The 18,688-nt window shown below is 34.3% G+C and carries 18 protein-coding genes; 17 read left to right on the top strand and 1 reads right to left on the bottom strand.

What is annotated here, in order from left to right:
* Window positions 1-84 precede the first annotated feature (84 nt).
* The 3 genes from dnaN to DNU06_RS01750 all read left to right on the top strand — a co-directional run bounded on the left by dnaN (window position 85) and on the right by DNU06_RS01750 (window position 2,742).
* Window positions 85-1,200, top strand: a complete 1,116-nt coding sequence (gene dnaN, locus DNU06_RS01760) for a DNA polymerase III subunit beta (protein WP_111061483.1) — start codon at window positions 85-87, stop codon at window positions 1,198-1,200.
* Between the two features lie 68 nt (window positions 1,201-1,268).
* Window positions 1,269-2,216: a hypothetical protein gene (locus tag DNU06_RS01755; protein ID WP_111061482.1), complete on the top strand. Its 948-nt coding sequence runs from the start codon at window positions 1,269-1,271 to the stop codon at window positions 2,214-2,216.
* Complete coding sequence (locus DNU06_RS01750; RefSeq protein ID WP_111061481.1) at window positions 2,191-2,742, top strand: hypothetical protein; 552 nt, start codon at window positions 2,191-2,193, stop codon at window positions 2,740-2,742. The genes DNU06_RS01755 and DNU06_RS01750 overlap by 26 nt, the downstream gene beginning before the upstream one ends.
* Here DNU06_RS01750 and DNU06_RS01745 read toward each other — a convergent pair.
* Window positions 2,739-4,766, bottom strand: coding sequence for a ComEC/Rec2 family competence protein (locus tag DNU06_RS01745; RefSeq protein ID WP_111061480.1), 2,028 nt, complete (start codon window positions 4,764-4,766; stop codon window positions 2,739-2,741). The two genes, DNU06_RS01750 and DNU06_RS01745, sit on opposite strands and share 4 nt — an antisense overlap.
* A 91-nt stretch (window positions 4,767-4,857) precedes the next feature.
* Here DNU06_RS01745 and DNU06_RS01740 point away from each other — a divergent pair, with 91 nt between their 5' ends.
* From DNU06_RS01740 to murD, 14 genes are all read left to right on the top strand, one after another.
* A complete protein-coding gene (locus DNU06_RS01740) occupies window positions 4,858-5,739 on the top strand; it encodes a hypothetical protein (RefSeq protein WP_111061479.1) in 882 nt (293 codons plus the stop codon).
* Between the two features lie 11 nt (window positions 5,740-5,750).
* Window positions 5,751-6,275 carry a hypothetical protein gene (locus tag DNU06_RS01735; protein WP_111061478.1) on the top strand — a complete coding sequence of 175 codons (525 nt, stop codon included), beginning with the start codon at window positions 5,751-5,753 and terminating at the stop codon, window positions 6,273-6,275.
* 89 nt (window positions 6,276-6,364) lie between these two features.
* Complete coding sequence (gene thrS, locus DNU06_RS01730) at window positions 6,365-8,305, top strand: threonine--tRNA ligase (RefSeq protein ID WP_111061873.1); 1,941 nt, start codon at window positions 6,365-6,367, stop codon at window positions 8,303-8,305.
* 56 nt (window positions 8,306-8,361) lie between these two features.
* A complete protein-coding gene (infC, locus tag DNU06_RS01725) occupies window positions 8,362-8,877 on the top strand; it encodes a translation initiation factor IF-3 (protein ID WP_111061477.1) in 516 nt (171 codons plus the stop codon).
* A 39-nt stretch (window positions 8,878-8,916) separates the two neighbouring features.
* Window positions 8,917-9,111, top strand: coding sequence for a 50S ribosomal protein L35 (gene rpmI, locus DNU06_RS01720; protein ID WP_111061476.1), 195 nt, complete (start codon window positions 8,917-8,919; stop codon window positions 9,109-9,111).
* Between the two features lie 104 nt (window positions 9,112-9,215).
* Complete coding sequence (rplT, locus tag DNU06_RS01715) at window positions 9,216-9,560, top strand: 50S ribosomal protein L20 (protein ID WP_111061872.1); 345 nt, start codon at window positions 9,216-9,218, stop codon at window positions 9,558-9,560.
* A gap of 150 nt (window positions 9,561-9,710) precedes the next feature.
* On the top strand, window positions 9,711-10,505 hold the full coding sequence (locus DNU06_RS01710; protein ID WP_111061871.1) for a J domain-containing protein: 795 nt from the start codon (window positions 9,711-9,713) through the stop codon (window positions 10,503-10,505).
* 309 nt (window positions 10,506-10,814) lie between these two features.
* Window positions 10,815-11,276, top strand: a complete 462-nt coding sequence (gene mraZ / locus DNU06_RS01705) for a division/cell wall cluster transcriptional repressor MraZ (RefSeq protein ID WP_111061475.1) — start codon at window positions 10,815-10,817, stop codon at window positions 11,274-11,276.
* Entirely contained in the window at window positions 11,263-12,180 is a 918-nt protein-coding gene (gene rsmH, locus DNU06_RS01700) for a 16S rRNA (cytosine(1402)-N(4))-methyltransferase RsmH (protein WP_379659533.1), read from the top strand. Before mraZ ends, rsmH begins: the two co-directional genes overlap by 14 nt.
* On the top strand, window positions 12,177-12,554 hold the full coding sequence (locus DNU06_RS01695) for an FtsL-like putative cell division protein (protein WP_111061473.1): 378 nt from the start codon (window positions 12,177-12,179) through the stop codon (window positions 12,552-12,554). The genes rsmH and DNU06_RS01695 overlap by 4 nt, the downstream gene beginning before the upstream one ends.
* Window positions 12,554-14,635: a penicillin-binding transpeptidase domain-containing protein gene (locus tag DNU06_RS01690; protein WP_111061472.1), complete on the top strand. Its 2,082-nt coding sequence runs from the start codon at window positions 12,554-12,556 to the stop codon at window positions 14,633-14,635. The genes DNU06_RS01695 and DNU06_RS01690 overlap by 1 nt, the downstream gene beginning before the upstream one ends.
* A complete protein-coding gene (locus DNU06_RS01685) occupies window positions 14,632-16,095 on the top strand; it encodes a UDP-N-acetylmuramoyl-L-alanyl-D-glutamate--2,6-diaminopimelate ligase (protein WP_111061471.1) in 1,464 nt (487 codons plus the stop codon). The genes DNU06_RS01690 and DNU06_RS01685 overlap by 4 nt, the downstream gene beginning before the upstream one ends.
* A complete protein-coding gene (gene mraY / locus DNU06_RS01680) occupies window positions 16,095-17,321 on the top strand; it encodes a phospho-N-acetylmuramoyl-pentapeptide-transferase (RefSeq protein ID WP_111061470.1) in 1,227 nt (408 codons plus the stop codon). Before DNU06_RS01685 ends, mraY begins: the two co-directional genes overlap by 1 nt.
* Window positions 17,322-17,325: 4 nt before the next feature.
* Entirely contained in the window at window positions 17,326-18,669 is a 1,344-nt protein-coding gene (gene murD, locus DNU06_RS01675) for a UDP-N-acetylmuramoyl-L-alanine--D-glutamate ligase (RefSeq protein WP_199398969.1), read from the top strand.
* Window positions 18,670-18,688: the final 19 nt, after the last annotated feature.

Genomic DNA, 18,688 nt, shown 5'->3' with positions numbered 1-18,688 from the left:
AAATTTGATACGAGGGTCAAGCCTTTAAATAGGGTTATATTTGTTGCAGATTAATTTAAACTTATACTAAATACCATTCATTTTATGAACTTCATTATTTCAAGTTCGGCCTTATTGAGAAATTTACAAAATATCAGTGGGGTCTTAAATTCTAATAATTCATTACCAATTTTAGATAATTTTTTATTCGAATTGAAAGATGGGAAATTAACAATTTCGGCTTCTGATTTGGAAAATACCATGAAAACTGTGGTGACACCAGATGAAGCAAAACAAGATGGTAATGTAGCAATTCCAGCTAAGTTATTGTTAGATACTTTAAAGAATTTTGCAGATCAACCTTTGGTTTTTCAAATCAATGAAAACTTCGGAATTGAAATTTCTTCAGATTATGGTAAGTATAAATTAGTCGGCCAAAATGCAGATGATTTCCCACAAACTATTGATATGGGAGATGTAGAGGTTTTGAAAATTAAAGGAGAAATTATTTCGAATGCCATAGAAAACACATTGTTTGCTTCTGGAAATGATGATTTACGTCCTGTAATGAGTGGGGTGTTTTGTCAGTTTTCAACTGAAAAATTAATTTTCGTTGCCACGGATGCACATAAATTGGTAAAGTATGGCCGTCTGGATTCTACAGCAAGTAAATCAGCTGATTTTATTTTACCAAAAAAACCTTTAAACTTATTGAAGCAAAATTTAGGGGGAGAAGAAGAAGTTGAAGTTTCTTACAACGAAACAACAGCTAAATTTGTTTTTGAAGACATTGAATTGACTTGTCGTTTAATTGATGGTAAATATCCAAATTACGAAGCGGTGATTCCAAAGGTAAATCCAAATGTATTGACAGTAGACCGAATTTCTTTTTTGAATTCCATTAAAAGGGTTTCCATCTTTTCTAATAAAACAACGCACCAAGTAAAGTTAAAAATTGCTGGAAGTGAATTGAGTATTTCTGCAGAGGATTTAGATTTTTCGAATGAAGCAAAAGAAAGATTAACTTGTGCTTTTGTTGGAGATGATCTAGAGATTGGGTTTAATTCCAAATTCTTAATGGAAATGCTAAACCACATTAAGACGCAAGAAGTTATTTTAGAAATGAGTGAGCCCAACAAGGCCGGGATCTTATTGCCAAGTGGAGAAACGAATGAAAATGAAGAGGTGTTAATGCTTGTGATGCCTGTGATGATCAGGTAATTGTTGCTTTTATGCAGTAATATTCCTTGATTAATTTTTGGGTACAAAATTTGATGTGATATAGTGCTATGAGATTAATTTACCTATCCAGTTTAAGTTTTATTTTTCTGTTGCAGTCTTGTTTTGTTGCAGACTCCATTTTTGAAGAACCCCAAACCGTATTAGATCCCATGGAATTTGTGGTGAAAGATTCTATTTCCGCTTACGTGAAAAGAATGAAATCCGAGGATGAGGTGTATTTGAATTATGGCTTTGAACCATTGAAAGTGGTAGTGCCAAAATCGATTGCCGAACAAAAAAGTTGGAAAAGTAAACTCGGTGACCCAACATTTGACCAGGTAGAGGCAGCACAACAGTTCCATTATTACGACTCTCTAGTAAAGAAAAATAATTTAAAACGCAAAATTACCCAAGTACATACCTTCTCATTAAGAGGTGATGATAGAAAAGTTAGTAATTTGATGAAGGTGAATTTTGTTCTTTCTGAAGATTTTTCGGTCGTGGATATTATACCTATATATGAAATAGATTTAACCAATGATGAAGAAAAGGTGTTTGCGAACTACTATTATGAATCTCCAATTATTGCTGGTTATACCTATGAAGAAAGTAAAAAACTCTCCTATGATTTTTACCAATATTTTGAGAACTACCTCAATCAGTTAGGCACCAGCTTTGAAAAAAGTAAATTTGTAAAACACATGGTGACGGTATTTGGATATACCATGAAAGATAGGGCGTTTAATGTTCAAAATGTTTGTGAATCGTTGACCAGAAATTATATTGTGGCAGAATTTTCTGACACGATAGGGTACCAGTCGACCAACTTTTCATCAGTATATGAAATTAAGGCGGATGAGAAATTAATAGGGTATTACTTGCTGCATCAATTTTCGTATAATGGCGACTTAGATACAGATTCTATGACTGTGTATGTGCGGTTTACTCCTTATTATGAAGTAGATAAGCTTTACGAAACCGACCAAGATTATGAACCTTTTATTGCTGAAGAATAAAATATTATTTTTTTTCATATTCCTTTCTGTTGTCCCATTATATGGTGTTGGAGATGCAGAGGCAAAGCAGATTGAATCTGATAAACGAAAAGTAATAAATAAGGTTTTGGAATGGAGTGATTCTGTATTTTATTTTCACGAAGACTATCGTTTTGAAAAATTTCAAGCACACTATACGGATGATTTTTATATCATCTTGGCGAGAAGTGACCAGTATAAGAAAAAAGTGGATGATTTAAAGGCTTTAAAAGAAGAGGGGAGATTTGAAGGGTCAGAACAAGCGTATAATGCGCAATTAAAAGTGAATGAAAATAAATATCGGAAATTTCAAATTATTGTTGATAGCTATGCAGTTAGGGCAAGGTTTTTCGAAATCATTTTTTGGTCAAACATCAAGACAAAACATGGGTATAATGTGTATTATGGACACAGGATTAAGTTGAGTAATGATTTAGTGGTCATGGCGGCTCTTGTGATAGGTAGTATAGGTAATAAGAGTATGGCAAATACGATTATTTACAATTAAAAGCTTTTTGAAAAAGCACCTTGCTTTGCCATATCGTAGGTTAAATTTTCAGGCATGTTTAATTGAATCCATTTTTTCATTTTACGACTTAAATTTGGGTGTAGTATTACGGTGCATTTTTCTCGCTTCCAAAAATCAATACTTTCTTTTGGAATATACTGTTTGGAAATTAGAACCAAATAGTCGGTTGCGCGCAAAGTAGATATTTTATGATTGATGATTTGCCAAGTCTTTTGGTTAGTTTTAAATACAGGGTTGCTTAATGTGTCTATGCGGATGTTTTGATAGGGGGAGGCATCCCCTCTATAGTGGTACCAATTATGTTTAACGTTAAATAGTAGTTTTGATTCGTTTTGGCTTAAACTGTTTGTACTGATAAAGTAGTTTTTATTCCCGAAAAAAACATCCATTGCAAAGTCATTTTTGAGGTTATATACAATGCATTTGTTTTCATTTGATATCTGTTGCTTTTCAATTAATGATAGAGAAATTAAAATAATAACCCCTATCATGCTAGCAAGTAATGCGGGAAAGTGCTTGTTTTTTAAGGCAAATATTAAAGAGATTATACAAAAATAGATTGTCATTGTTTCTTGCCAAGAGATGGATATTCCCCAAGCAATTGCATTTGGAATTTGCTCTATAAAAGCCATGCTTTGACTGAGTACGTAGAATAAGAAATTTAATATCTCTTCAAGTAATAATTTTATCGGTGTGATTAAGTGTAATGAAAAGTAGAAGAAGCCAAGGAATAATAGGATAAAAGCCAATGGTATTACTATGATGTTGGAGATGAAAAACAAGCTTGGAAATTGGTGGAAATAATATAAGCCTAAAGGAAAAGTGGCAATTTGCGCTGCAATTGAAACTGCGGTTATTTGCCACAGGTAATCAAGTGATTTGTTTTGTATGTACCAAAGACGATAGATGCGAGGCTGCAAGAATACGATTCCCAAAACTGCCAAATAACTTAATTGAAAACCTACTTTAAATAAGGCGAACGGGTCGAAAATTAAAATCAAGAAAGCAGAAATTAGTATGGACTGATAAACGGAGCTTTCTCTTTCTAGTCCGACATTGAAGATGATAAAACTAAACATCAATGCAGAGCGGATGACGGATGGGGAGCCACCAGTTAATAGTGCGTATAGCCAAACACCAGAGATGATTAGGGCAGTGTAAACTATGTTTCCATGCTTTAAGCGTTTAATCGGTTTTAGTAAGGAGGTTAAAATAAGCATGATAATGCCAACATGTAAGCCAGAAACCGCTAGGACATGCATGGCGCCTGCACTTGAAAAGGAACGCAGAATATCCTTGTCTAATGCTTCTTTTTCTCCAAGAAATAAAGCTTTGGCTATGCTTTTGTTTTTTGGGAAAAGAGTAGAGTTGTCAATTAGCTTTTCAAAATAATTTCTTATTTTTAAAATTCGACCAAATAAGCTAGGTTTAGCCCTAGCGTATAGTTTCCATTCTTGCGTTTTTAGAAAGGATTGATGGTAAAGGTTGTGGATTTTTAAATACCTGGCGTAATCGAATTCGTAAGGGTTGCCATTTGGCTTTATGGGTTGGAATTTATTTTTGATAAGTAACCAGTCGCCATAATTTAACATGTTGCTTTTGTCCCCATTTTTTAAATAAAGCAAAGCTTGACCTTGTTTTGCCATAGAATCATTTTGTAATACTTCTACAATGAGTTTTATGGAGTTCTTTTTTTGAATTGGTTTTTCAATTATTTTCACTAAAAAATAAGGTGATTTTTTATGGAAGAAATATGGATTTGTAGATATACTTTGATGGGCTGATCCGTTCAAAAAGCCGAGAGAACAAAAGGTGGTGATGGCGATTATGCCGAATAGAATTGTATTTCGAAAGCGCAATGGTAGTAATAATAATAAGACTAAAAATAGAAGTAGAGTAAGGTACAAAGCCGTGTTTTGAATTGTATAGTCGTTATAGTAGAATGAAAACACAATACCAAAACAAAAGGGGATACACATTATTAGAATCTTAGGTGCTTTCATAACTCATTTAAATATAAAAAAAAAGAAAGGAATTATGGGCCAGTTGTCGAAATCATTTCATATTTTAGCAGAATAATATAAAATCTAGCAAATGGTAAGGAAACAAATGCTTAAGGGTGTATTTTTATTTACACTATCAGCTTCTCTTTTTTCATGTACAGAAGGGAGTTCAATTAATGATGACATTCACATAGAGGATGTAGATACTGTGGAAATGGCTATGGAGGTAGATCCTTTTGAGTCGCCTGATTTAGATTACCACTTGCCTTCTGCTTTGCAGGTAGCAAGTATTTTTAAAAAGTCGGGAATGAAATATACTGCTGGGGTTACTAACAGTGTAGATAATGTTACAAGTTATACTACAGATGAACAATCAAAATTGAATTTTGGTGTTTATTCTGCAGATTTAGCATATTGCATCACAAATTCTCAAGCAAATGATGCTAGAAAGTTTATTACTTCTATTCAAACTTTAGCGGAACAGCAAGGAATGGAAGCGATCTTTCAAAACAAAGATTTGATGGAACGTTTTGATCAAAATTTAGAAATTCAAGATTCTATCGAAAGTATCATTGTGGAGATACACGAGCATTCTCAAGAATACTTAGAAGATAATGAAATGGAGCATGTTGCTGCTGTGCATTATGGTGGTGCATGGGTAGAAGGGATGTATTTAGGTTTCAGTGATTATAAAAACAATTCTGATAAAGTTGGAGTTGGCATGATGTTGGCTGAGCAAATGGAAATACTTTCAAATATCATCAAAGGGTTGAAGGATGCTAGAAATGGCGACTTGGATTTAGCTTGGATTATCGGAGATTTAACAAGTGTAGAAAATATGTTCAATGACTTCGCTTCAGTGAAAGCTTTTAATGCTAATCCTGAATCTGATGAATTAACTTTGACACCAGAGGAAATCAAGATGTTAGGGGATAAAGTAACTGAAATAAGAAGCAAAATAGTACAAAAATAAATTATTCAAAAATGAAGAAAGGACTTGTCTTAATAGGATTTTTAGTGTTTGCGCTTGCGTTTGCACAACAAGTAACGAATTTAACTGAGTTTAAAGAAAGTATTAAATTAAACAAAGCGGAAGCAAAAACCTCTATTAAACCATATTTATATGATGGTTATAAAACAACATATTTCAATTATAAGACTTACAAACAGTCAAAAGAAGTAGAGATTTACTTGTTTAACAACACGGAATATAAATTAGCATTTAATGGTAAAGCGTGTTCAAAAAACATTACTGTTAATGTTTATAATGAAAGCAAAAGTGTTGCAGATAGAATTTTACTGAAAGAAATTACAGATATTAAAGGTAATAATATTGTGATTGAAACAGATGATTTGAATGATGCTTATGTAGCAGCAGGTGGAAGTGCATCAAGATTGAAAAGGGTATTTGTGGATTATGTAATTCCAGCCACCCCAGACGCGAATAATGCAAATCCTACTATTGAACATAGAGGAGCTGTTGTTTTAGTGATGGGATATAAAAATTAATAAAAAACTAAACTAAAAAAGCTCCTTTGTAATCAAAGGAGCTTTTTTTTTATATAATTTTGTCTAATTATATTTATAAAAATATGGGAATGATAAATATTACTTTGCCTGATGGCAGTATAAAAGAAGTGGAAGCTGGAACAACTGCGTTGGATATAGCAAGGGGTATCAGTGAGGGCTTGGCGAGAAATGTACTTGCTGCAGAGATTAATGGCGTGGTATCAGACGCTTTCGGTCCAATTAATGAAGATGCAACCTTAAAGTTGTTGACTTGGAATGATGATGATGGTAAAAGTGTAATGTGGCATTCCTCAGCTCACTTAATGGCAGAGGCGATTGAAGCATTGTATCCAGGGACAAAGTTAGCGATTGGACCTCCGATAGCAAATGGTTTTTATTACGATATTGATTTGGGAGAATACCAAATTTCAGACGAAGATTTACCTGCTATAGAGGCTAAAATGAAAGAATTGGCAAAACAAAAAAGTCAATTTGTAAAAAAAGAAGTGTCAAAAGCAGATGCTATTTCTTACTTTGAAGAAAAAGGAGATGAGTATAAGTTGGAATTGATAGATGGTTTAGCAGATGGAACGATCACTTTCTATACACAAGGTAATTTTACCGATTTGTGTAGAGGTCCTCATTTGCCAAATACAGGTTTTATTAAAGCCATTAAACTGACTTCTATAGCTGGTGCATATTGGAGAGGGGATGAAAAAAGAAAGCAATTGACTAGAATTTATGGCATTACTTTCCCTAAAAATAAAGAGTTAGTTGAGTATTTAGAGCTGTTAGAGGAAGCAAAAAAAAGAGACCATAGAAAACTTGGAAAAGAGTTAGAACTTTTTACTTTCTCCCAAAATGTTGGTCAAGGTTTACCTTTGTGGTTACCTAAAGGTGCTGAGTTGAGAGCGAGATTAGAAAGTTTTTTGAAAAAAGAACAAAAAAAAGGTGGATACGAACAAGTGATGACACCGCATATCGGCCATAAAAACTTATACATTACATCTGGTCATTATGAGAAATATGGTGAAGATTCTTTTCAACCAATTACTACACCGCACGAAGGAGAAGAGTTTTTGTTAAAACCAATGAATTGTCCACACCATTGTGAGATTTATAAGGCGTCACCGAAGTCATATAAGGACCTTCCTGTAAGGTATGCTGAATTTGGCACTGTTTACCGTTACGAACAAAGTGGAGAGTTGCATGGCTTGACAAGAGTGCGTTCTTTTACGCAAGATGATGCGCATATTTTTTGTACGCCTGATCAAGTGAAGGATGAGTTTAAAAAAGTTATTGATTTGGTGCTTTATATATTTAAAATTTTAAAATTTGAAGATTTTAAAGCGCAAATTTCTTTGAGGGATCCAGAGAATAAAACAAAGTATATTGGTTCGGATGAAAATTGGCATAAAGCAGAAAATGCCATCATTGAAGCAGCAGCGGAGAAAAATTTGGATACTTTTGTAGAATACGGCGAAGCAGCTTTTTATGGTCCTAAACTAGATTTTATGGTGAAGGATGCAATTGGCAGAGAATGGCAATTGGGTACTATTCAAGTCGATTATAATTTACCTGAGAGATTTGAATTAGAGTATGTTGGTGCTGATAATGAAAAACATAGACCAGTAATGATTCACCGTGCACCCTTTGGTTCTATGGAGCGTTTTGTAGCTGTTTTATTAGAACATTGTGCTGGTAATTTCCCACTTTGGTTAACTGCAGATCAGTTTGCAGTATTACCAATTAGTGAAAAATTCAATGATTATGCGAAAAAAGTTTCAGAATTTCTAAATAATTCCGATATTCGCGGATTCGTTGATAATAGAAACGAGAAAGCTGGAAAGAAAATTAGAGATAATGAGGTGAAGAAAATCCCTTATATGCTAATTGTCGGAGCAAACGAAGAAGCAAATAATACTGTTTCTTTAAGGAAACATGGAGAAGGAGATATAGGCGAAATAGCCTTGGAAGATTTTGTTAAATTAATAAATGAAGCTGTTAATAAAGAATTAGAGCTGAATTAAAAGAAAGGAGTAACGTAGTTATAGCAATTAAAAGAAGAAATACTGGTAGGAGACCCATGAAGCGGGAGGAGCCTTATAAAGTGAACGAACTGATTAGGGCGAGAGAAGTGAGATTGGTGTCTGATGATGGAGCTGAAGTATTGTCGTTAAGCGCGGCTTTAGAAAAAGCAACACAAGCTGACTTGGATTTGGTGGAGATATCTCCGAATGCAAAGCCACCTGTTTGTAAGATTATTGACTACAAAAAGTTTTTGTTTGAGCAAAAGAAAAAACAAAAAGAGCTTAAATCAAAGCAATCAAAAGTTACGATTAAAGAGATTAGATTTGGTCCGAATACGGAAGACCATGATTTTCAATTTAAACTGAAGCATGCCAAAGGCTTTTTGTCTGAAGGAGCTAAAGTAAAAGCATTTGTGTTTTTTAAAGGTCGATCAATTGTCTTTAAAGATAGAGGTTCAATTTTATTATTGAAGTTTGCACAGGAGTTAGAAGATTATGGTGTGATTGAACAGATGCCTAAATTAGAAGGTAAAAAGATGATCATGATGATTAATCCAAAGAAAAAGAGTTAAAAATAATAAAGGGGTAAATAAATTAAAATTTAGAAAGAGATGCCTAAAATGAAAACAAAATCTAGTGCCAAGAAACGATTTAAAGTGACTGGTACTGGAAAATTAAAGAGAAAACACGCTTTTAAAAGTCACATTTTGACTAAAAAGTCTAAGAAAAGAAAAGCAAGGTTGACAAAAGCTGGATTGGTGCATAAATCAGATGCATCCAATATCAGACAACAATTGTGTATCTAATTATTTCCGTAAAGTACGGAAGGTTAATGTTAATTAAACCCAGTATTTAGTTCCTAAGCATATCGACGGTGTCGGTATCACTAAATACTAAAAACTTAAAAATTATGCCAAGATCGGTAAACGTAGTAGCAGCAAGGACACGAAGAAAAAAAGTGATGAAGCTGGCCAAAGGTTACTTTGGAAGAAGAAAAAATGTATGGACAGTTGCAAAAAATGCTGTTGAAAAAGGTTTAGGATATGCTTATGTAGGTCGTAAACAAAAAAAGAGAAATTTTAGATCACTCTGGATTACAAGAATTAATGCAGGAGTTCGTCCACATGGTATGAGTTATTCTCAATTTATTGGGAAATTGAATGCTAAAGGATTGAAATTAAACAGAAAAGTATTGGCTGATTTAGCAATGAATCACCCAGAAGCTTTTAAAGCTGTTGTTGATTCCGTAAAATAAATAAAAACCTTTTACCCCTTTTTAAAGTCACACCGTTTTAACGGTGTGACTTTTTTTGTGTCCTTGCTTTTTTCGCCTGGAGGGAATAGAAAGTCGAAATAAGTAGGTGTGGACTCCTTGAATTTTTATAATTTGGTCAAAAAAGTCCACGTGAATCCACAAAAAGTACATTGTTTTAAAATTTTAGGGATAACGCCTACGGTGGACAAGGTGTTGATAAAAAGGGCTTATCGGAAAAAAGCTTTTGAGTGGCATCCAGATAGAAATACGAGTAAAGAGGCTTCTAAGCGTTTTATTGAGTTGACGGAAGCTTATGAATTTCTTGTTTTTGATAAGGTGAATACGGTGACCAAAGGACCTGTTGTTACCCGGGAGGAATTATTGCAGGCAAGAATGAAGCACGCACGTGCACGGTATTATGAATCTAAGATGAAAGAGGCAATTGCAGAACAAGCCTATTTTGAAAAGCTTGTAAGTGGTAATTCTGCAAAGCTCTATTATTGGTTTAGTTTGTTTAGTATGTTGTTTGGTGTCCTGTGGTTAGTCGACTTCTATCTTTTACCAAAAAAATCAGTCGCCGAAATAATTAATAGTTATGTGCACCAAGGCGGGTATTTTCATTTTAAAGTTCAAGACGGTAATTATATTTTTAAAGCCCAAGAGGTATTTGGTTTGTTGCATAATAATTCTATTTTGGCTTATTATACCTCCGTGTTTAATGACTTAAAGTATATCCAGCTTAATAATATGAACGCTGGGGTAACTTTGGTATATCCAGTTTTTTCTTTCTCCTTTTTTACGCCTTTTGTTCAGTTTGTTTTTATGATGCCTTTTTTAACGCTTCAATTCAAAAAACCACAACCTTGGTTTACTTTGGTGTATTTTACAACTGTTTATTTTGTTTTTCCATTCCTAATTTTTGTGCTTTTTTACAAAATAATATAGTACATAATTCATAGGATAATCTTTTTTTTAAAAAAATTTCAGGAAGGATATGATAGGGATAATTTTATTGTCCTGTCATTTTTTTTTCTTGTTTTATTTTGTCTATTTATTATAATGTTGTTAACATTTACCACTTTTTACCACTGTTCTTTTTCTATCTATAGGCCTTGATAAATGGTCTTTTTGTAACTATTTATATATGTTTGATTATACTTTATACTTCCAAAGTTATTAACAGGAGGAAATTTGTGGTAAAAAGTGGGATAAAATCAATATCTTTACATCCATAATTAAGAATTATAACAATAAATGGCTGGATTAGTTGGAGAATATGAATGTAAGCTTGATGCTAAAGGGAGGTTTCTCTTTCCTGCGGGATTGCGTAAGCAATTGTCTCCAGTGGCTAATGAATTGTTTATGATGAATAAAGGATTTGAAAATTGTTTAACACTTTACCCTATGAATGAGTGGGAGAAGGTGAGTGGAAAGCTTTCAAAGTTAAATTTATTCAAACCGAAAAACAGAATGTTTTATCGATTGTTTCATCAAGGTGCTAAGCAGTTGGGCTTAGATTCTGCGGGACGGGTTTTAGTTCCTGCTGATCTTATGAAGAGGGTAGGATTGACTAGAGAAGTGATGTTGACTGCTTTTAATGATAGAATTGAAGTTTGGAGTAAGGAAGAGTATTTGGAAACTATGGGAGAGAATATGGCAGATTTTGCAGATTTGGCAGACGAAGTAATGGGTGAAATTGAAGGTGACAATGATTAACGAATATCATATACCAGTGTTGTTTGAGACTTGTTTGAAGGCTATGGAGTTGGATAATGGGACAGTGTTTGTGGATGTTACTTTTGGTGGTGGTGGTCATTCAAAGGCTATTTTGGAGAGGATTGGAGAGGATGCGGTTTTAATCGCTTTTGATCAAGATGAGGATGCTTTGGCGAATGTGGTCGAAGACGATAAGCTTATTTTTGTTAACGCCAATTTCAGGTATTTAAAGAATTTCCTAAAGTATTATGAGCATCCAAAAGTAGATGCTGTTTTAGCGGATTTAGGGGTTTCTTCTCATCAGTTTGATGCTGGCGAAAGAGGTTTTTCGATACGTACCAATGCGAAGTTGGACATGAGGATGAATCAACAGGCAGATGTGAGTGCTTATCATGTAGTGAATGATTATCCGGAAAGAGACTTATTTGCTATGTTTAATGCGTACGCAGATTTAAAAAATGTAAGAAAAGTGGTTTATGCCATTGTAAATAAAAGGAATGAAGGCCCAATCGAAACAACGGGGCAGTTAGTAGAGTTGTTAAGTCCATTGATGATTGGTAAGAAATTGAACCAATTTTTAGCGCAAATATTTCAGGCCATTAGAATTGAAGTAAATGATGAGATGGGTGCGCTACGAGATATGTTAGAGCAGGCGGCTGATGTATTAAAGCCTGGAGGGAGATTAGTGGTGATGTCTTATCATTCTATTGAAGATCGTTTGGTAAAGAATTTTATACGAAGCGGAAAATTTACAGGAGAAGCAGAGAAGGATTTGTATGGAAATATCATTAAACCTTTAAGTGCTGTAAATAAAAAGCCAATCGTTCCAACCGAAGAAGAAAATAAGGTGAATTCTAGGGCGAGAAGTGCAAAATTAAGGGTAGCTACAAAAAATGCGGAATGAACGAATTGAAAGAGGAGTCGGCCGAGATAAAAGGTAAAAAAAGTAAGACAGGTAAAAAAAGGTCCTTCGTTAAAATAATTAATGGAGATTTTTTGTCTAGAGATGAAATTGTAAACAATATTCCATTTATTTCTTTTTTGGGTTTTTTATTGGTGATTTTGATTGGATGGGGATACTATACAGAAACGGTAGGGAAAAGAGAGGTGCAGTTAGAGCAGGAGTTGGGAGAGTTGAATTCAGAGTATTTTTCTCTGGGTGTAGAATATAATAAGTTGAGTAGGCAGACGCAAGTTTCTGAAAGATTAAAGGGGTCGGAATTAAAATTGAGTACTATTCCACCAAAAAAAATTAAAGTAAAAAAGTATAATTTTTAATGACAACAAAAAATAACATATCTACCAAAGCTTATTTGCTCTACTTTATTGTGGTGTTTATTATGTTGGTAGTGGTTGTCCGAGTAGTAGCTATTCAGGTGGGGAATGTTATTCCTCAGAATGAAGATTCTTCTATTAGGGTGTTGGATACAAAATTAGATTCAATTGCGCCGTTAAGGGGTAGGATTTTAACGGAGGATGGAAGTGTGTTAGTTACTTCAATTCCTTTATATGATTTGCATGTTGATTTAAAGATAATTGATTCTACTATGTTTTTTGGTTCGCTAGATTCTTTGTCAATTGCGTTGTCAAATACTTTTCCAGAATGGACATCAAAACAATGGGAAGGTAAATTGAGAAAAGGTAGGTCAGACGATAATCAATATTTTAAAATAAAAAATAAAGTAAAGTATCCAATTTATCAACAGGTGAAGTCTTTTCCAATTTTAAAGGAAGGTAAGTATAAGGGCGGCTTTATTGTGGAACGTTACAGTAAGACCCATAAGCCACATGGGATTCTTGCTTCCAGAAGTTTGGGGTATGTACGTGAAGGTATACAGCCCGTTGGGATTGATGGTGCGTATAATGAGTATTTGGCAGGGGAGTTTGGTACGATTGTTAAAAAATTCGTAAATGGTTCTTGGAAGCCAGTTTCTGAAAATGTAAAAGATCCTGTAAATGGTGCTGATGTGATAACTGCAATTGATGTAGATATTCAGGATTTGGCAGAAACGGAATTGATGAAGCAAATGGAGTACCAGAATGCTTTGCATGGTGTGGTGGTTTTGATGGAGGTGCAGACGGGGTATATCAAAGCGATTGCCAATTTATCAAAAACTAAAAGTGGTGGTTACGCAGAATCTTATAATCATGCTATTGGAACTAAGTCTGTTCCGGGGTCTACTTTTAAGTTGGCTTCCTTGATGGCTCTTCTAGAAGATGGTAAAGCAGATATTAATCAAATGGTAAAAGCATATGGTAAGTATGATTTTTACGAAAGTTCATTGCATGATTCTGATCCTAGAGGTTATGGGGATATTACTTTAAAACACGCCTTTGAAATTTCTTCTAATGTATTTTCTAAGGTGGTTTATGAGGCGTATAAAGGAGATGAGCAAAAATTTGTAGATCGTTTAAGGGCTTTTGGTTTAGGGGATCCTTTAGGGATTGAAATTAAAGGGGAGCCAATGCCTACCTTGAATAATGAAAATGAAGGGAATTGGTCCGGGATTTCATTGCCTTGGATGAGTATTGGGTATGAGGTGGAGCAAACGCCTTTACAGACATTGGCATTTTTTAATGCTGTAGCTAATAATGGACAATACATAAAGCCTCAGTTTGTAAAAGAAGTGCGTAAAGATGGTGAGATTATTAAGCGATTTGAAAAAGTGGTGTTAAATGATCAAATATGTTCACCAAATACGATTAAGAAATTAAGGGAATGTTTAGAAGGGGTAGTGGAAAATGGAACTGGTAGAAAACTCCAGTCTGCCCATTTTAAGATTGCAGGTAAAACTGGAACTGTAAAGTTGTCTAATGACAATAAAGGGTATGGAGATAGTAAGTATCAAGCATCTTTTTGCGGCTATTTCCCTGCAGACAAACCAAAGTATTCTTGTATTGTGGTAATTGCTGGTCCAACACAACAAATTTATGGCGCCCAGGTTTCTGGTGTTGTTTTTAAGGCGATTGCTGATCGTGTATATGCAAATTCATTGCAATATCATAATTCATTTAATGCATCTGAGCAATCAAAAAAGTTACCGAATGTAAAATATGGAGACCGAGAAGATATTCAAACTGTTTTAAATGAGTTAAATGTTCATTATGTGAATAAGACTGAAAACGATACTTGGGCGGTAGCGATTAATCGGGCAGATAAAGTGCAGTTGGAAAAAAGGTATGTAGGAAAGACTAGTATTCCGAACGTAATTGGAATGCCGGTGAATGATGCAGTATATATTCTTGAAACCAAAGGGTTAAAAGTGTTGTTGGAGGGAAGTGGAGATGTGAGATCACAGTCGATCAAGCCCGGGGCGAGATTGGTTAAAAATCAACAGATAAAATTAGTGTTAGGATGAATAATCTGAAAGATATATTATACGATTCAGGAATCACCAAAGTAAATGGGGAGTTAAATGTTGTTGTACAAGCAATCGCTTTTGATTCGCGTGAGGTTGCAGCAGATTCTCTGTTTATTGCCATTAAAGGCGAAAAGACAGATGGACATCAATTTATAGATAAAGCCATTGTTTCTGGCGCGATAGCCATTGTGTGTGAAGTGATGCCTGAGAATATTGTAGAAGGAATTACCTATGTTGTGGTAAGTTCTTCTTCTTATGCATTAGGTATTATTGCAAGTAATTTTTATGATCATCCGTCGAACGATATTAATTTAGTTGGAGTTACAGGGACTAATGGTAAAACAACAACAGTGACACTGTTGCATGATTTATTTACCATGTTAGGTTACCATGTAGGGTTGTTTTCAACTGTGGTGAATAAAATTGGAAATGTGGAGATTCCTGCGACGCATACTACTCCTGATCCAATTGTTTTGAATAAATTATTGAAGGAAATGGTAACTGCAGGTTGTGAGTATTGCTTTATGGAAGTAAGCTCGCACGCAATTAGTCAGCATAGAATTTCAGGGTTAAATTTTCGAGTAGCCGGATTTTCCAACATAACACATGAGCATTTAGATTACCATAAAACATTTAAAGCGTATATCAAGGCGAAAAAAGCATTTTTCGACCAGTTAAGTTCTAAGGCAACTGCAATAGTAAATATTGATGACGTGAATGGTTTAGTGATGACGCAAAACACGAGTGCTACTGTTGCAACTTTTGGCTTAAAGAATATGGCCGATTATAAAGTGAAAATAGTTGAAAACTCATTCAATGGTTTAGTTTTAAATATCAATAATAAAGATGTTTGGACCAGATTGATTGGTGGGTTTAATGCCTATAATTTGATTTTGGTTTATGCTATTGCGATAGAGCTAGGGTTAGATGTTTTGGAAGTTTTGACAGGTATTTCAAAATTAAAATCTGTTGAAGGACGTTTTGAGTACATGAAATCTGACAAGGGAATTATTGCTATTGTAGATTATGCACATACACCGGATGCTTTAGCGAATGTGTTGAGTACCATAGCTGCAGTTCGAACAAAGAACGAAAAAGTAATTACAGTAGTTGGTTGCGGTGGAGATAGAGATAAAACGAAAAGACCATTGATGGCCAAAATTGCGGCTGAAAATAGTGATAAAATTATATTGACTTCAGATAACCCGAGGTCTGAGAATCCAGATGAAATTATTTTGGATATGAAAAAAGGAATACCAGTTGAGCGATCAGCAAGAGTGATGGCAATTTCTGATAGAGCTGAAGCGATTAAAGTGGCGTGTGCATTAGCAGAAAAAGGAGATATTTTATTGGTAGCTGGAAAAGGACATGAAAAATACCAAGAAATAAATGGAAAAAGATTTCCTTTTGATGACTTAGAAATTTTAAAAGAAACCCTTAAAAACCTTCAAAAGTAATGTTGTATTATTTATTTAATTATCTAAATGATTTGGGAGTGCCAGGGGCGGGTGTATTTGATTATATATCTTTTCGTTCGGCTATGGCAGTGATTACCTCTTTGGTGATTTCACTTCTGTTTGGTAATAAAATTATTAATCTATTGCGTAAGCAGCAAATTGGTGAATCTGTTCGTGATTTAGGATTGGCTGGTCAAAAAGAAAAAGAAGGAACGCCTACAATGGGGGGACTGATTATTTTGGCTTCTATCATTATTCCTACTTTGTTATTTGCCAAATTAGATAACATCTATATCATCATTATGTTGATTTCAACCGTGATGTTGGGAGCGATAGGTTTTATAGATGATTATATAAAAGTTTTTAAAAAGAATAAAGCCGGTTTAGCTGGAAAGTTTAAAATATTTGGGCAGGTGGTTGTAGGTGCGTTTGTAGGGTCTGTATTGTATTTCCATCCAGATATTCAAGTGCATAAAAGTGTTCCTGCAACAGTTGTGGTTGAAAATTCTATTGATGTTTCCAGTAAGCATCATGAGGTACCGGGAAAAAAATGGATAGAAACAAAAGACATGACTACTACCATTCCTTTTATCAAAGGAAATGAATTTAATTATTCATGGTTGTCTGGACCAAAATTGGGCTGGTTGATTTTTATCCCAGTGGTTATATTTTGGGTGGTTTTTGTTTCGAATGGTGCCAATATGACGGATGGATTAGATGGTTTAGCAAGTGGCACATCTGCAATTATAGGAATGGTCTTGGCGATATTTGCTTATATATCGGGACATGTCCAATTTTCGGATTACTTAAATGTGATGTATATACCATACTCTTCAGAGCTGGTAATTTTTATTGGTGCATTTGTAGGGGCTTGTATTGGGTTTTTATGGCACAATGCTTATCCGGCAAAAGTATTTATGGGAGATACTGGGAGTTTGGCTATTGGTGGCATAATCGCTGTGTTTGCAATCATTGTTAGAAAGGAATTGTTGATTCCAGTATTGTGTGGCGTTTTCTTAATAGAGAATTTATCAGTGGTGATGCAAGTGACTTATTTTAAGTATACAAAGAAAAGATTTGGAGAAGGGAAAAGAATTTTTAAAATGGCGCCTTTGCACCATCATTATCAAAAGATGGGTATGCATGAGTCTAAAATTGTTGCGCGATTTTGGATTGTTGGCATTTTACTAGCGGTAATCACAATAGTGACATTGAAATTAAGATAATATAGTGAAAAATAATAAAAACATAGTAGTTCTTGGTGCAGGCGAAAGTGGTGTAGGTGCCGCGTTGTTGTCGCAACACAAAGGATATGGTGTTTTTGTATCGGATTTTGGAAAAATTAAAGAAAATTTTAAAGCCGAATTAATTGAAAATAATATTAATTATGAAGAAGAACAGCACACAGAATCTACCATTCTAAATGCTGATTTAATTGTAAAGAGTCCAGGTATAGCTGATACAGTATCTATAGTGAAAAAAGCTTTGTCCTTAAAAATACCAGTAATTAGTGAAATAGAATTTGCGGGTAGATTTACAAAGGCAAAAACCATATGTATTACAGGAAGTAATGGCAAAACCACCACTGCTTTTTTAACACATCATATTTTAAGTAACGCTAACGTAAATGTTGGATTAGCTGGGAATATTGGTAAAAGCTTTGCCAGACAAGTTATCAAAGATGAGAAAGACGTATATGTGTTAGAACTTAGTTCTTTTCAGTTGGATGGCATGTATGATTTTAAGGCAGATATCGCTATACTCTTAAACATTACCCCCGATCATTTAGATCGATACGAATATGACATGCAAAAATATGTCGATTCAAAATTTAGAATTTGTCAGCATTTAACCAAAGCTGACTGGTTTATTTATAATGCAGATGATCCAATTATCATGGCAGAAGTAGCTAAACGAAATATAGTAGCAAATAAAGCACCTTTCTCTATTAAAACCACAGAGAATGTAGCTGGATATATAAACAACAACAACCAATTAATTATTAATTTAAAACCTGAGTTAATTATGTCGATTCACGATTTAGCTTTAAAAGGCAAGCACAATGCCCAAAATTCTTTAGCAGCTGGAATAGCTTCCAAAGTATTAGAAATTAGAAATGAAACTGTAAGAGAGAGCTTACAAGATTTCAAAAATGTAGAACACCGTTTAGAATTTGTAGGTAAAGTAAACGGTATTGAGTTCATCAATGATTCAAAAGCAACCAACGTAAATTCTACTTGGTATGCACTTGAAAGTATGGAAAATCCTGTAGTATGGATAGTTGGTGGGATTGATAAAGGAAATGATTACGATTCATTGATTCCATTAGTAAAAGAAAAGGTAAAAGCAATTATCTGTCTTGGAGAAGAAAATGACAAAATATTAGAAGCATTTACCGGTGTGGTAGATACAATCGTAGAGGCTAAATCAGCTTACCAAGCGGTGACTTATGGTTATGAATTGGCAAAGGCTGATCAAACTGTTTTACTATCTCCTGCTTGTGCAAGTTTCGACTTGTTTGAAAGTTATGAAGATAGAGGAAGACAGTTTAAAAAAGCAGTACGTTCATTATAATTATTAAGTGTAAAAATAA

It is taken from the genome of Putridiphycobacter roseus (genome assembly GCF_003234935.1).
GTDB lineage: Bacteria > Bacteroidota > Bacteroidia > Flavobacteriales_D > Crocinitomicaceae > Putridiphycobacter > Putridiphycobacter roseus.
Note: the sequence above shows the minus strand (reverse complement) of the source record. Positions and strands in the feature narration are given on the sequence as shown.

What these genes read in the sequence shown, in the direction of transcription:
- dnaN (WP_111061483.1), top strand. Translation starts at nt 85, where the DNA reads ATGAACTTCATTATTTCAAGTTCGGCCTTATTGAGAAATTTACAAAAT.
- DNU06_RS01755 (WP_111061482.1), top strand. Translation starts at nt 1,269, where the DNA reads ATGAGATTAATTTACCTATCCAGTTTAAGTTTTATTTTTCTGTTGCAG.
- DNU06_RS01750 (WP_111061481.1), top strand. Translation starts at nt 2,191, where the DNA reads ATGAACCTTTTATTGCTGAAGAATAAAATATTATTTTTTTTCATATTC.
- DNU06_RS01745 (WP_111061480.1), bottom strand. Translation starts at nt 4,766, where the DNA reads ATGAAAGCACCTAAGATTCTAATAATGTGTATCCCCTTTTGTTTTGGT.
- DNU06_RS01740 (WP_111061479.1), top strand. Translation starts at nt 4,858, where the DNA reads ATGGTAAGGAAACAAATGCTTAAGGGTGTATTTTTATTTACACTATCA.
- DNU06_RS01735 (WP_111061478.1), top strand. Translation starts at nt 5,751, where the DNA reads ATGAAGAAAGGACTTGTCTTAATAGGATTTTTAGTGTTTGCGCTTGCG.
- thrS (WP_111061873.1), top strand. Translation starts at nt 6,365, where the DNA reads ATGATAAATATTACTTTGCCTGATGGCAGTATAAAAGAAGTGGAAGCT.
- infC (WP_111061477.1), top strand. Translation starts at nt 8,362, where the DNA reads ATGAAGCGGGAGGAGCCTTATAAAGTGAACGAACTGATTAGGGCGAGA.
- rpmI (WP_111061476.1), top strand. Translation starts at nt 8,917, where the DNA reads ATGCCTAAAATGAAAACAAAATCTAGTGCCAAGAAACGATTTAAAGTG.
- rplT (WP_111061872.1), top strand. Translation starts at nt 9,216, where the DNA reads ATGCCAAGATCGGTAAACGTAGTAGCAGCAAGGACACGAAGAAAAAAA.
- mraZ (WP_111061475.1), top strand. Translation starts at nt 10,815, where the DNA reads ATGGCTGGATTAGTTGGAGAATATGAATGTAAGCTTGATGCTAAAGGG.
- DNU06_RS01695 (WP_111061473.1), top strand. Translation starts at nt 12,177, where the DNA reads ATGAACGAATTGAAAGAGGAGTCGGCCGAGATAAAAGGTAAAAAAAGT.
- DNU06_RS01690 (WP_111061472.1), top strand. Translation starts at nt 12,554, where the DNA reads ATGACAACAAAAAATAACATATCTACCAAAGCTTATTTGCTCTACTTT.
- DNU06_RS01685 (WP_111061471.1), top strand. Translation starts at nt 14,632, where the DNA reads ATGAATAATCTGAAAGATATATTATACGATTCAGGAATCACCAAAGTA.
- mraY (WP_111061470.1), top strand. Translation starts at nt 16,095, where the DNA reads ATGTTGTATTATTTATTTAATTATCTAAATGATTTGGGAGTGCCAGGG.